13 protein-coding genes and 1 pseudogene are annotated in these 12,654 nt (G+C 72.4%); 4 read left to right on the forward strand and 10 right to left on the reverse strand.

Translation table 11 applies throughout. From position 1 onward, the window contains the following. Together JNW89_RS13765 and JNW89_RS13770 are read right to left on the reverse strand one after the other, a co-directional pair. The coding region (locus JNW89_RS13765; protein WP_238449233.1) for a sugar phosphate isomerase/epimerase family protein at positions 1-1,040 on the reverse strand (1,040 nt) is incomplete at its 3' end. Further along, complete coding sequence (locus JNW89_RS13770) at positions 1,009-2,046, reverse strand: zinc-binding alcohol dehydrogenase (RefSeq protein WP_238449234.1); 1,038 nt, start codon at positions 2,044-2,046, stop codon at positions 1,009-1,011. The genes JNW89_RS13765 and JNW89_RS13770, both read right to left, overlap by 32 nt. 116 nt (positions 2,047-2,162) lie before the next feature. Between JNW89_RS13770 and JNW89_RS13775 the strand changes: the two genes are divergently transcribed. The 4 genes from JNW89_RS13775 to JNW89_RS13790 all read left to right on the forward strand — a co-directional run bounded on the left by JNW89_RS13775 (position 2,163) and on the right by JNW89_RS13790 (position 6,219). After that, positions 2,163-3,557, forward strand: coding sequence for an ABC transporter substrate-binding protein (locus JNW89_RS13775; protein WP_238449235.1), 1,395 nt, complete (start codon positions 2,163-2,165; stop codon positions 3,555-3,557). Between the two features lie 109 nt (positions 3,558-3,666). Further along, positions 3,667-4,512 carry a carbohydrate ABC transporter permease gene (locus JNW89_RS13780; RefSeq protein ID WP_238449236.1) on the forward strand — a complete coding sequence of 282 codons (846 nt, stop codon included), beginning with the start codon at positions 3,667-3,669 and terminating at the stop codon, positions 4,510-4,512. Next, positions 4,512-5,378 (forward strand): carbohydrate ABC transporter permease, encoded by an 867-nt coding sequence (locus tag JNW89_RS13785; protein WP_238449237.1) that lies wholly within the window; start codon positions 4,512-4,514, stop codon positions 5,376-5,378. Before JNW89_RS13780 ends, JNW89_RS13785 begins: the two co-directional genes overlap by 1 nt. A gap of 226 nt (positions 5,379-5,604) precedes the next feature. Beyond that, a complete protein-coding gene (locus JNW89_RS13790; RefSeq protein WP_238449238.1) occupies positions 5,605-6,219 on the forward strand; it encodes a methyltransferase domain-containing protein in 615 nt (204 codons plus the stop codon). On the opposite strand, the pseudogene JNW89_RS13795 reads toward JNW89_RS13790, so the two are convergent. The 8 genes and pseudogenes from JNW89_RS13795 to infB form a co-directional block, all read right to left on the reverse strand. Further along, a pseudogene (locus tag JNW89_RS13795) lies at positions 6,214-6,459 on the reverse strand (MATE family efflux transporter); the annotation flags it as partial. The gene JNW89_RS13790 and the pseudogene JNW89_RS13795 sit on opposite strands and share 6 nt — an antisense overlap. A gap of 390 nt (positions 6,460-6,849) precedes the next feature. Then, the gene (locus JNW89_RS13800) at positions 6,850-7,362 is read right to left on the reverse strand and encodes an AAA family ATPase (protein ID WP_238449239.1); all 513 of its coding nucleotides are present in this window, start codon (positions 7,360-7,362) and stop codon (positions 6,850-6,852) included. A 603-nt stretch (positions 7,363-7,965) separates the two neighbouring features. After that, a complete protein-coding gene (locus tag JNW89_RS13805) occupies positions 7,966-8,175 on the reverse strand; it encodes a DUF6186 family protein (RefSeq protein WP_179806287.1) in 210 nt (69 codons plus the stop codon). Next, on the reverse strand, positions 8,175-8,582 hold the full coding sequence (locus JNW89_RS13810) for a hypothetical protein (RefSeq protein WP_238449240.1): 408 nt from the start codon (positions 8,580-8,582) through the stop codon (positions 8,175-8,177). The genes JNW89_RS13805 and JNW89_RS13810 overlap by 1 nt, the downstream gene beginning before the upstream one ends. Positions 8,583-8,645: 63 nt before the next feature. Further along, the gene (locus JNW89_RS13815) at positions 8,646-9,677 is read right to left on the reverse strand and encodes a bifunctional oligoribonuclease/PAP phosphatase NrnA (protein WP_238449243.1); all 1,032 of its coding nucleotides are present in this window, start codon (positions 9,675-9,677) and stop codon (positions 8,646-8,648) included. A gap of 26 nt (positions 9,678-9,703) precedes the next feature. Next, a complete protein-coding gene (gene rbfA, locus JNW89_RS13820; protein ID WP_238449241.1) occupies positions 9,704-10,192 on the reverse strand; it encodes a 30S ribosome-binding factor RbfA in 489 nt (162 codons plus the stop codon). A gap of 142 nt (positions 10,193-10,334) precedes the next feature. Next, a complete protein-coding gene (locus JNW89_RS13825) occupies positions 10,335-10,628 on the reverse strand; it encodes a DUF503 domain-containing protein (RefSeq protein ID WP_088963418.1) in 294 nt (97 codons plus the stop codon). Positions 10,629-10,716: 88 nt separating this feature from the next. Continuing rightward, positions 10,717-12,654, reverse strand: a 1,938-nt coding sequence (infB, locus tag JNW89_RS13830; RefSeq protein WP_238449242.1) for a translation initiation factor IF-2, incomplete at its 5' end; no start/stop codon positions are given.

Here is a 12,654-nt window from a genome sequence, read left to right on the forward strand (position 1 = left end):
CGCCGAGGCCGGACGGGCGGGCGGCGCCGGTGCTCACGCCGCCGCCTGTCGGGGCTGGGCGTGCCGGAGCACGGTCGCCGCCTGTTGCAGCGCCCGGACCGGGTCGCCACGCAGCCGGCACTCCAGCGCCAGCCAGCCCGGGTAGCCGATGTCGCGCAGCGTGCGCAGCAGCGCCGGCCAGTCCAGGTGCCGGCGCCGGGCTGGAACCGGTTGGAGTCGCTGACCTGCACGTGGCCGAGGTACGGCGCGGCGGCGCGCAGGGCGGCGTGCACGTCGTCCTCCTCGATGTTCATGTGGAAGGTGTCGGCGACCACCCGCACCGAGGGCAGGCCGACGGCGGCGCAGAGCGCGACCGCCTCGTCGAGCCGGTTGACCATGTGGTCCTCGTACCGGTTGAGCGGTTCCAGGAAAAGGGTGACGCCCTCGGCGCGGGCGTGCTCGCCGAGGTCACCCAGGGCGTCGACGAGGACCTGCCGGTCGCCGCCGGGCGGGCGGGGCGGCTCGAACGGGGGCAGCCGGCGGGAGAACATGCCCCACGCGGCGGGGGTCATCGCGCCGATCCCGCCGAGTTCGGCGATCACGGTGAGCTGGGAGCGCAGGTTGGCGACCGCGTCGCGGGAGCGCGCCGGGTCGAAGTCGCCGATGAAGTGGTCCATCTCCACGCAGACGGTGGGCATGACCACCCCCTCGGCGCGGGCCCGGCGCAGCTCCGGCAGCCGGCGGGCGAGGGCGAGGTCGCCGCGGCCGCGCAGCTCGATGCCCTGGTAGCCGAGGGCGGTGGCGAGGGCGAACTTCTGGGGCAGGCTGGTGCCCGGGAGCAGTTGACGGTGGGCATGACCACCCCCTCGGCGCGGGCCCGGCGCAGCTCCGGCAGCCGGCGGGCGAGGGCGAGGTCGCCGCGGCCGCGCAGCTCGATGCCCTGGTAGCCGAGGGCGGTGGCGAGGGCGAACTTCTGGGGCAGGCTGGTGCCCGGGAGCAGTTGCTCCTGGCAGGCGAGCGGGATGGACATCAGAACTCCAGCACGACTTGTAGGACGTCACCGGCACCGCGGTCGAGCAACGCGAGCGCGTCGGCCACCGCGCGGGCGTCCACGACGTGGCTCACCAGCGGCAGCGGGTCGACGCTGCCCTCGGCCACCAGGTCCATGAAGGTGTGGGCGATGCGGGCACCGGACCACCGGCCGGCCAGGCCGGGCGCCGGGGCGGGCCCGGAGACCTGGGCCGCCACCAGCTGGATCCGGTTGTGGTGGAACTCCTCGCCGAGGCCGAGCCCGTCGGCCTGGCCCTGGTAGAAGCCGCCGGCCACGACCCGGCCGGCGTGGGTGGTGGCGCGGATCGCCTCGTGCAGCGCCGGGTACGCCCCGGACAGCTCCAGGCAGACGTCCGCGCCCCGGCCTGCGGTGGCCTCGCGCAGCACCGCGGCGGCGGAGTCGACACCGGCGTCGACGGTGCGCCGGGCCCCGAGGCGGGCGGCTCGTTCCAGCCGGGCGGGCACCCGGTCCACGGCGACCACCCGGGCCCCGGAGAGGCTGGCCAGCCGGGTGGCGAGCAGCCCGATGACGCCCTGCCCGAAGATCCCGACCCAGTCGCCGAGGTGCAGGTCCCCGGCGAGCACGGCGGTCAGCGCGATGGCGCCGGGGCGGGCGAAGACGGCGGCGAGCGGGTTGAGCCCGGGGGCGAGCGGGTTGACCGCGCCGGCCGGGAGGACGGCCTCGGCCCGGTGCCCCCAGATGCCCCAGACGAGCTGGCCGGGATGTCGGTCGGCCACGTCGTCGGCGATCTCGATGATCTCGCCGACCTCCTCGTAGCCGAACCCGACCAGCGGGTACGGCACGGGGGTCTGCCGGGGGACGAACATCCGGCTGGCGTCGTCCCAGTCCTTGCTGAGCCGGGGGTTGCTCCCCCGGAACAGGGTCAGCTCGGTGCCGGCGGAGATGCCGGAATAGCAGGTGCGGACCCGGACCTGGCCCGGGCCGAGCGGATCGGTGGGGCAGGGCTCGAGGCTCACGCGCCGCGGCCCGGCCAGCGAGACAACCCAGTTGCCCATGGCGCTACTCCCGGGACGTACCGGGCTCAATCTTAACAAAAAATCGCTATATGTCTTGTAATTGATCAATCCAGGACGTTGAATCCCTCATGTACCCTTCGAGAGGAGTGCCACAGATGTCATCCCCTCCGATGCGGATGCTGGCCGCCACCCTGATCCTCGCAGTATCCGGGGCGAGCCTGCTGGCCTGCAGCGACGACGAGTCCAAAAGCGACAGTTCCGAAATAACCGTCTGGAGCCTTGAGGACGTGGCCGACCGGGTCACCGCCACCAAGGCGATCATCGCCGACTACACCGCCAAGACCGGCGTGAAGGTCAAGCTGGTCACCGTCAACGAGGACCAGTTCCCCTCCCTCATCGCCTCCAGCGCCGCCGCCGGGGAGCTGCCCGACGTCGTCGGATCGGTGTCGCTCGCCGGCATCCGCACCCTCGCCGGCAACGAGCTGCTGCATCCCGACGCCAACAAGGAGATCGTCGACAAGCTGGGGCGCGACACCTTCTCGCCACGGGCCCTGGAGCTGACCTCCGACGACGGGAAGCAGCTCTCGGTACCCAGCGACGGGTGGGGGCAGCTGCTGGTCTACCGCAAGGACCTCTTCGACGCCGCCGGGCTGCCCGCCCCCGACACCTACGAGAAGATCGCCGCCGCGGCGGCGAAGCTGAACACCGGCGGGGTCGCCGGCATCACCGCGGCGACCGCCCCCGGTGACGTCTTCACCCAGCAGACCTTCGAGCACCTGGCGCTGGCCAACAACTGCCAGCTCACCGACGACTCCGGCGCGGTCAAGCTGGACTCCCCCGAATGTGTCGAGGCGTTCCGCTTCTACGGCGACCTGATGCGCAACCACTCCGTCAAGGGCGCGCAGGACGTGGACACCACCCGGGCCACCTACTTCGCCGGCAAGGCCGCCATGCTGATCTGGTCGCCGTTCATCCTCGATGAGCTGGCCGGGCTGCGCAACGACGCCAAGCCGACCTGTCCCCAGTGCGCGAAGGATCCGAGCTGGCTGGCGAAGAACAGCGGCTTCGTCACCGCCATCAAGGGCCCGAACGGCGCGGAGCCGGCCCAGTACGGCGAGATCAGCTCCTGGGCGGTGCTCGACGGCGCCGCCGCCGGCCCGGCGAAGTCCTTCGTGGAGTACCTGCTCTCCGACGGCTACCCGCGCTGGTTCGGCATGTCCCCCGAGGGGCGCTTCCCGGTCCGCAAGGGCACCGCCGACGACAAGGAGAAGTTCCTCACCGCCTGGAACACCAGCCAGGCCGGGGTGGACGCGAAGAAGCCGCTCTCCGAGGTGTACGGCGAGGAGGTGCTGACCGGCCTGCGCACGAGCCCGGACACCTTCCAGCGCTGGGGCCTGACCCAGGGCCAGGGCAAACTGGTCGGCGCGATCCTGGGCGAACTGCCCGTACCCAGGGCCCTCGCGGACGTGGTCGGCGGCAAGAGCGACGCCGGCGCGGCGGCCGCCCGGGCGAAGAAGGACGTGGAGGCCATCAAGGCGGGCGTCAATTGACCACCGCGCCGCCGGAGACCGGCCGCTCCCCCGCCCGGGAGCGGCCGGCCCCGGCCGTCGACGCCCGCTCACGCTGCGCCGCCGGGAGTCGCGCGCCGGGCTCGCACTGGTGGCGCCGACCCTGCTCGTCGTGGTCGCGGTGATCGGCATCCCGATCGTCTGGACGGTGCTGCTGGCCTTCCAACGGGTACGCCTGGCCACCCTGCGCAAGACCGGGCTCTTCGGTGAGCTGACGCTGAGCAACTTCGACCGGGTGCTGAACACGCCGGGCTTCGCCGACACGCTGTGGACCACCGTTCTCTACAGCCTGGGCGGCACCCTCGGGTCGATCGCGCTCGGTCTCGCGGCGGCGCTGGTGGTCCGCCGGCCGTTCCGGGGCCGGACGCTGGTCCGGGCCTCGATGCTGCTGCCGTACGTGGCGCCGGTGGTCGCGGTGGCCTTCGTCTGGCAGGTGATGCTCGACCCCCAGCTCGGCATCGTCAACGACTGGGGGCAGCGCTTCCTCGGCTGGGACGCCCCGATCCCCTTCCTGTCCCAGGACTCGACCGCCCTGGCCACGGTGATCGCGTTCGAGGCGTGGCGCTACTTCCCGTTCGCGTTCCTGTTCCTGCTGGCCCGGCTCCAGGCCGTCCCCGGCGATCTGGAGGAGGCCGCCCGGGTGGACGGGGCCACCCCGACCCAGCGATTCCGGCACATCCTGCTGCCCCAGCTGATGCCGGTGATCGCCCTGCTGGGGGTGCTGCGGTTCATCATGACGTTCAACAAGTTCGACGACGTCTACCTGCTCACCGGCGGCTCCGCCGGCACCGAGGTGGTCAGCGTCCGGGTCTACCAGTTCCTCACCGCGCGGACCGACATCGGGGCGGCGGCGGCGCAGGCCGTCGTGCTGGCCGTGGTGCTGATCGTCTTCGTCGCGATCTACCTGCGCTTCTTCGCCGGACGCAGGGAGGCGTGATGGACCGCGACCGGATCGAAACCGTCTCGCTGCGCTGGCTGCGCCGGCTGGTGATCACCGCGTTCCTGCTGGTCACCGTGCTGCCGTTCTGGTACATGCTGGTGCTCTCGGTGCGCCCCATCGAACGGCTGCTGCTCGACCCCGGCTCGCTGTGGGTGCCGCTGGGCGAGCTCACCGTGGCCACGTACACCGAGGTGTTGAAGGCCGCCGAGGACGGCGGCCAGGGTTTCCTCACCTTCATCCGCAACAGCGGCCTGGTCGCCCTGGCCGCGACGCTGCTGACGCTGGTGGTGGCGATCCCCGGCGCGTACGCCGTCTCCCGGCTGCGGTTCTTCGGCCGCCGCCAGGTCAACGCCCTGTTCCTGGCCGTCTACCTGTTTCCGTCGATCGTCATCGCCATCCCGCTCTTCGTGATCTTCACCCGGGCCGGGCTGCGCGGCTCCCTGTTCGGGCTGGTGCTCGTCTACATCTCGCAGACCCTGCCGGTCTCGGTCTACATGCTGAAGAACTACTTCGAGACCATCCCGATCAGCCTGGAGGAGTCCGCGGCGATCGACGGGGCCGGCCGGCTCGGCATCATCCGCCGGATCAGCCTGCCCCTGGCCGCCCCGTCGATCATGGCGGTCGCGCTCTACGACTTCATGATCGCCTGGAACGAGTTCCTCTTCGCGCTGCTCTTCCTGGTGGACAAGCCCGACCGGTGGACGGTGTCGCTGGGGCTCTCCCTGCTCGCCGACGGCGTCGAGGTGCCCAAGACCGTGCTGATGGCCGGGTCGGTGATCCTCACCCTGCCCATCGTGATCCTCTTCTTCGCCAGTGAGCGGCTGCTCACCGAGGGTCTCACCGCCGGTGCCGAGAAGGGCTGACCGCCCTTCCACGGACGGTGGCCAACCTCCGGTCACCGTCCGTGCACACCGCGATCACGCCTCGAAACACCTGCCAGATCGTCGTGCCGACCGGCCAGGTAATCCGTAGCATCGTTCGAAAGCCCGCCCCGGCGGGTACGGGGGAAGCCGGTGGAACGCCCTGCGCGTCTCACCGGCAGGTGCGCGAGCACCGCATCCGTATCCGCGACAGGCAAAGGGGCCGGCGATGGGTCGAGCACGGCAGGACGCTCCAACGGGCACCCAGGGTGAGGACTACACCCGTCGGTTGCAACGCCTGGGTGGCGCGCGCTGGAAGCAGCTGCTCGACGTGCAGGCGCCGTACCGGTGGAACCTGCGGCGGCTCGGCCTGGGCCGCACCCTCGACGTGGGCTGCGGGCTCGGCCGCAACCTCGCCAACCTCGGCGACGGCGCGGTCGGGGTCGACCACAACGCCACGTCGATCGCGCACGCCCGGGCCGCCGGGCACGAGGCTTACACGGTGGAGGAGTTCTTCCGCTCCGAGCACGCCCGCCCGGACGCCTTCGACTCGCTGCTCGCCGCCCACCTGCTGGAGCACCTCCCCGCCGGCCAGGCGCTGGAGGTGGTCTCCTCGTACCTGCCGTTCGTCCGCTCCGGCGGCACCGCCGTCTTCATCACCCCGCAGGAGCGCGGGTACGCCAGCGACGCCAGCCACGTCCGGTTCGTCGGGTTCGCCGAGGCGGCGGAGGCGGCCCGCGACCTCGGCATGACCGTGGTGCGGCAGTACTCGTTCCCCTTCCCCCGGGCCCTCGGCAAGCTCTTCACCTACAACGAGTTCGTCACCGTCGCCCGGCTGCCCTGACCGCCGGGCCGCCCGGCCGGTGATCCCGTACGCGAGCACGGTGCCCAGCCACGCGGTGAGGGTCATCACGGTGCCCCCGACGGCCAGCGCGGCGAGCGGCACCCGGCCGAGGTGCCCGACCACGGCCGTGTCGACCAGCACGTAGAGCGGTTCGGCGGCGAGCACCACCAGCGCGGGCAGGGCCAGGGCGGCGATCCGGCGCGGCGGCGCGATCGCGGTGGCGGTGGCGGTCTGACTCATCGCCGCCGATCCTGGCACGGGAGAGGTAAGGATCGCAAGACTTGTCAGCGCTTACTCCTGCGACGCCCTCGGATCGCTCATCTCCGGGCTGGCGGCTCGCCCCGGGCACTGGCAGCTCGCCTGCCGCGGACGGCTCGGCCGGTGGACATCGCGGGGAGGGCAGCCCGGCGAGCTGGCCGCCACGAAGGTCGAGCGGCCTCGCGACCAGCGAGCCGACCGCCCCGCCGGCGGCGGTCCCTCGGCTTCGGCCCCTGGGCGCGGGCCGGATGATCCACTCCAGATGCGGCGTGTCGCGGTGTCCCCGCTCCGGAAGACCGCGACCCGCCGCAATCCGTGTCGATCACCCCCCGGCCGACTCGCTGGCGGACGGACGGAAAGGCGCAGGGTGGTTCAGCGGGAGGGGAGGGTGTCGAGCCAGCGGCGGACCTGGCGGCGGCTGCGCAGCCGGACGACCGGCAACCCCGGTGCGTGGGCGGCGACCGCGGCGAACAGCCGGGGCCGGGAGCGGCCCGGATAGCGCCAGAGGTAGCGCAGGAAGCCCAGGTCGAGCCGTTCGGGGCAGCCGGCGGGCAGGTCGGGGCGGTCGGCGGAGCGGCGGCCCCACCGGCGGCGGACGACCCGGGCGAGGCAGAGCGGCCAGGGCAGGTCGACCAGCACCAACAGGTCGGCGCGGGGCAGGCGGAGATCGAGGGTGCCGCCGTAGTTGCCGTCCATCACCCAGCGCTCGCCGGCGGCGAGCGCGGCCACCTGGGTGCGGAAGGCCGCGTCTTCGGCGGGGATCCAGCCGGGTCGCCAGTAGTGCCGGTCGAGGTGGATCAGCGGCAGGTCGAGCCGGCGGGCGACCGCGCGGGCGAGGGTGCTCTTGCCGGCACCCGAACTGCCGACGATCAGGATGCGACGCACCGGGCGACGGTAGCGGTCAGGGGTCGGACGGCGGGGACCCCGATCGCTCGGATGCGGGAGCTGCGGCCTTCGCCGCACCAGCGGGCGGACCGGCGGGCCGGGCGCCGGGCGGACCCGATAGCGCTAGCAGGGCGGTACCGGCAAGGGGGCCAGGTGGTGGTGGGCGGGCCGGCGGGCCGGGCCGAGAGGCGGTGACGTCGGCGACGCGGGACGTCGGCGGCGTCACCGCCGGTCGGGCAGCGTCACTGACGGGTGTCCATCGAGGTCTGCAGGGCGCGCCGCATCTGCTCGCGCGCCTCGTCGGTGGTCTCGGGCTTGGGCTTGGTCGGCATGGGAGTCCCTTCCAGGGTGCGGACCACCGGGGACGGCGGCCCTACGGGCAAGTTCTGCTGAGCGCCCGACGGCGGTCCGGGATCACCGGAGCGGCTCGCCTGGCAGCGTGAGCCCGGGTCGGTCTGACCCTGGAGGGAGGCGGCGCCGGGTGTGGCACCACCGCCCACGACCTGCGTCGCGACGCGGCGCCCGGTCGTTTCCCAAATTAACGTTCAGGTCCACATGCTGCCCACAGTTCCCGCCATTTGGGCGAGATGGCGGCCGGGGCGCTCACCGGGCCAGGAAGTGCCAACCCAGCCACCACCAGAAGCCGAACACGCCGATCCGGCCGACCGGGACCGGCCCGACCTCGTAGCGCATCACGTACGCGCAGACGTCGCCGAGCGACGGCACCCGGGAGCCCGGGCGGCGGGAGGCCCACTCGACGGCGGCGAAGAGCAGCAGGGCGGTCAGGAAGCCGGTGACGGCCAGGGTGCGCATCATCGCCGGACCAGCCCCCAGAACGCGGCCAGCCAGCCGAACCACGCGGCGGAGCGGACCAGCTCGTCGGTGAGCAGCGGGTCCGCGAGCCGGGAGAAGGTGGGGAACTCGTTACCGACCGACAGCACGAACGTGGCGGCCTCGAGGACACCGAAGACGGCCGCCGGCAGCACCCACCAGAGCGCGCCCGGCCCGAGCCGGTGCGGTGCCGGCCGGCGGGGCACCCGGTTGCCCAGACCGAGCCAGATCAGCGTGCCGCCGGTGCCCAGGGTCCACAGGTTGGCCTGGGTCGAGAAGGACGGCAGCTGTCCACCGACCAGCGAGAGGCAGGCCAGCACCGGCACCGTGACCACCGGACGGTCCCAGGCGCGCGGCAGGTCGACGGTGAGCTCGGGGGGCTGCTCCATCCTCCGATTCTCCCCGCGCTCACACAGCGCGGGAAGACCAACACACTTCGGGGCGCGCGGAGATCAGCGGGCGATCAGCGCGCCGTCCAGCTCGGCCCGGATGGAGCGCACCACGTCCTCGGCGCTGCCCGCCCCGGTGAACCCGGCGGCGAACCGGTGGCCGCCGCCGCCCAGCGCCACCGCCACGGCGCTCACGTCCACCGCGCCCTTGCTGCGCATCGACACGGCCCACTCGGCCGGGCCGACCTGCTTGAGCACGCAGGCCACGTCGGCCTCGGCGGTGCACCGCACCGAGTCGATCAGCGCCTCCAGCACGTACGGGCGCTGGTCGTGCCGGGCCAGGTCGTCCTGGGTCGCGTACGTCCAGACCAGTCCGTGGCCGGCGGCGGCCGACGGCTCCAGGTGGGCCCGGCCCAGCACCTCGCCGAAGAGCCGGACGGCGCCGAACGGCCGGGTGTCGAAGACCTGGCGGGAGATGTCCCCGGGGCGGATGCCGGTGGCCAGCAGCCGGGCCGCGAACTGGTGCACGGCGGGGGTGGTGGCCTCGAACCGGAACGACCCGGTGTCGGTGGTCAGCGCGACGTAGAGGCACTGGGCGATCTCCGCGTCCAGCGGCACGTCGAGCCGGGTGAGCAGCTCGTCGACGACGACCGAGGTGGCCGCGGCCGCCGGATCGACCAGGTGCAGCCGGCCGAACCGGGTGTTGGAGGCGTGGTGGTCGAGGACCAGCGCGTCGCCGGCGGTGTCGAGGCGGTCGACCAGCTCACCCAGCCGGGACTCGCTCGCCGCGTCGAAGCAGACCACCAGGTCCGGATCCGGGTACACCCCGGTCGACGGCACCAGCAGGTCGAGCCCCGGCAGCCAGCGGAACGGCTCGGGCACCTCGGGCGGCCCGGGGAAGGTCGCCTGGAGGTGCCGTACGCCGAGCCGGCGCAGCCCGAGCCCGAAGCCGAGCATGCTGCCCAGCGCGTCGCCGTCCGGGTTGACGTGACAGATCAGCAGCACCCGGGCGTCGGCCGGCAGCCGGCGTACCGCCGCGACGGCGGCGGCCCAGTCGGACTCGTCCGGGCCGGTGCGGGCCGGCCCGGTGAGCAGATCGCCGGCCGCACCCGGGGTGCCGCTCACCGCCGATCCGTGGCCGACGGGGTGCCCTCGTCGTCGCCCTGGTCGCCCTCGGCGCCCTCGTCCTCGTCCTCGTCGAGCCGGTACGGCTGGGCCTCGCCCGCGTACTTGGCCTGGGCCGCCAGCCGCTGCACCTCGGCGTCGGACTGGCGGGCCGCGGCGAGCAGGTCGTCGATGTGCTTGACCTGGTCCTGCACGTCGTCGAGGACGAAGGTCAGGGTCGGCGAGTGGCGCAGCCCGAGAGCCTTGCCGACGGTGCTGCGCAGCATGCCCTTGGCGCTCTCCAGGGCGGCGGCGGTGCTGGCCTGCGCGGCCGCGTCACCGAGCACCGTGTAGAAGACGGTGGCGTCGCGCAGGTCCGCGGTGATCCGGGCGTCGGTGATGGTGATCATCCCGAGCCGGGGGTCCTTGATCTGGCTCCGCACCACCGACGCGACCAGTTCGCGAATGCGCTCCGCGTGCCGGCGTACCTTGGCCGGATCCGTCATGTCCCCCACCTCCAGGGCGTTCTGCTCCCGGCCGGCACGACGGCGCAGGGCACCGCCGGGACCGACCGCCCAACATGTCGAACACTACCCGCGCGGCCGGGCCGGTTGCGCGGCACCGCCGGTGGCGACGGCCACCCCGGCGTCAGTCGTCCTCGCCGTGCAACCGGCGGCGCACCGACAGCAGTTCGGCCTCGGGGCGCCCGGCCACCAGGCGCTCACAGGAGTCGAGCACCTCGCGCACGTGGGCCGCCTCGGCGGCCACCACGGCCACGCCGATCTCGGCCCGGCCGTGCAGGTCGAGCGCGCCCACCTCGGCGGCCGACACCTCGAAGCGGCGCAGCGCCGCCACGATGGGGCGTACATATGATCTCTTGGCCTTGAGCGAGCGTGAGTCGCCCGGCAGCAGCAGGTCGAAGACCGCGGTTCCCGTGTACATCGCTCCGGACGATACGGACATCCCCGGACATGATCAAGGGGTTTACGCCGAACGGCGTAAACCCCTTGATCACTGTGTCAGCACCGGATCAGGCGCGCGGCTTCTCCCGCATCTCGAAGGTCTCGATGATGTCGCCGACCTGGACGTTGTTGAAACCGCCCAGCGTCAGACCACACTCGAAGCCCTCGCGGACCTCCGTCGCGTCGTCCTTGAACCGCTTGAGGGAGCTGATCGTGAGGTTGTCCGCCACGACCGCCCCGTCCCGCAGCAGCCGCGCCTTGGCGTTGCGGCGGATGATGCCGGACCGGACGATACAACCGGAGATGTTGCCGATCTTGGACGAGCGGAAGACGTCGCGGATCTCCGCGCTGCCCAGCTCGACCTCCTCGTACTCCGGCTTGAGCAGACCCTTGAGCGCGGCGTCGATCTCCTCGATGGCCTGGTAGATGACCGTGTAGTACCGGATCTCCACGCCCTCGCGGTCGGCGATCTCGCGGACCTTGTTGGCGGCCCGCACGTTGAAGCCGATGATCGTGACCGCCTCGGACGAGGCGCTCGCGAGCATGACGTCGCTCTCGGTGATCGCACCCACGCCCCGGTGGATGATCCTGAGCTGGACCTCCTCCGGGATGTCGAGGTTGAACAGCGCGTCCTCGAGGGCCTCCACGGAACCGGAGACGTCGCCCTTGAGCACCAGGTTGAGCGAGGTCTTCTCGCCCTCCTTGAGCTGCTCCATGAGCGTCTCGAGGGTGGCCCGACCGCGGGAGTTGGCGAAGGACGCCGCCCGCCGCCGTGCCTGCCGCTGCTCGGCGATCTGCCGCACCGTACGGTCGTCGGCCGCCGCGAGGAAGGTGTCGCCGGCGCCCGGCACCGCGGTCAGACCGAGGACGAGCACCGGACGGGCCGGCCCTGCCTCGGCGACCTGGTTGCCGTTCTCGTCGAGCATCGCCCGAACCCGGCCGTGCGCCCCGCCGGCGACGATGGAGTCGCCCGCCCGCAGGGTGCCCTTCTGCACCAGCACCGTCGCCACCGCACCGCGGCCCTTGTCCAGGTGCGCCTCGATGGCCACACCCTGCGCCGGCCCGTCGATCGGAGCGGTCAGCTCCAGCGACGCGTCGGCGGTCAGCAGGACCGCCTCGAGCAGGTCGTCGATGCCGATACCCGGCTTGGCGGCCACGTTGACGAACATGGTGTCGCCGCCGTACTCCTCGGCGACCAGCCCGTACTCGGTCAGCTGCTGGCGGACCTTGTCCGGGTTGGCCTCGGGCTTGTCGACCTTGTTGACCGCCACCACGATCGGCACCTCAGCCGCCTTGGCGTGGTTCAACGCCTCGATCGTCTGCGGCATCACGCCGTCGTCGGCCGCGACCACCAGCACCACGATGTCCGTCACCTGGGCACCACGGGCACGCATGGCGGTGAACGCCTCGTGACCCGGGGTGTCGATGAAGGTCACCGCCCGGTCCTCGCCCTCGTGCGGGACGTGGACCTGGTAGGCACCGATGTGCTGGGTGATGCCACCCGCCTCACCGGCCACGACGTTCGCCTTGCGGATCGCGTCGAGCAGCTTGGTCTTACCGTGGTCGACGTGACCCATGACGGTCACCACCGGCGCACGGCTGACAAGTCGCTCCACCGCGACCTCGGCGTCGAGGTCGATGTTGAACTGCGCGAGCAGCTCGCGGTCCTCGTCCTCCGGGCTGACGATCTGCACGTCGAAGCCGAGGTGCTCACCCAGCAGCAGCAGGGTCTCGTCAGAGCAGGACTGGGTCGCCGTGACCATCTCGCCCAGGTTGAACATCTCCTGGACCAGCGAACCCGGGTTGGCGTTGATCTTGTCGGCGAAGTCCGACAGCGAGGCGCCACGGGAGAGCCGGACGACCTGACCCTGACCCCGGGGGGCACCCGAGCTCATGGTCGGGGCCGACAGGTTGTCGAACTCCTGTCTGCGCTGCTTCTTGGACTTGCGACCGCGCGTCGGCCGGCCACCCGGACGCCCGAAGGCACCCGCGGCACCGCCGCCACG

This window comes from Micromonospora sp. 4G55, assembly GCF_016803375.1.

What these genes read in the sequence shown, in the direction of transcription:
- JNW89_RS13805 (WP_179806287.1), bottom strand. Translation starts at nt 8,175, where the DNA reads ATGCGCACCCTGGCCGTCACCGGCTTCCTGACCGCCCTGCTGCTCTTC.
- JNW89_RS13785 (WP_238449237.1), top strand. Translation starts at nt 4,512, where the DNA reads ATGGACCGCGACCGGATCGAAACCGTCTCGCTGCGCTGGCTGCGCCGG.
- JNW89_RS13775 (WP_238449235.1), top strand. Translation starts at nt 2,163, where the DNA reads ATGTCATCCCCTCCGATGCGGATGCTGGCCGCCACCCTGATCCTCGCA.
- rbfA (WP_238449241.1), bottom strand. Translation starts at nt 10,192, where the DNA reads ATGACGGATCCGGCCAAGGTACGCCGGCACGCGGAGCGCATTCGCGAA.
- JNW89_RS13825 (WP_088963418.1), bottom strand. Translation starts at nt 10,628, where the DNA reads ATGTACACGGGAACCGCGGTCTTCGACCTGCTGCTGCCGGGCGACTCA.
- JNW89_RS13810 (WP_238449240.1), bottom strand. Translation starts at nt 8,582, where the DNA reads ATGGAGCAGCCCCCCGAGCTCACCGTCGACCTGCCGCGCGCCTGGGAC.
- JNW89_RS13770 (WP_238449234.1), bottom strand. Translation starts at nt 2,046, where the DNA reads ATGGGCAACTGGGTTGTCTCGCTGGCCGGGCCGCGGCGCGTGAGCCTC.
- JNW89_RS13790 (WP_238449238.1), top strand. Translation starts at nt 5,605, where the DNA reads ATGGGTCGAGCACGGCAGGACGCTCCAACGGGCACCCAGGGTGAGGAC.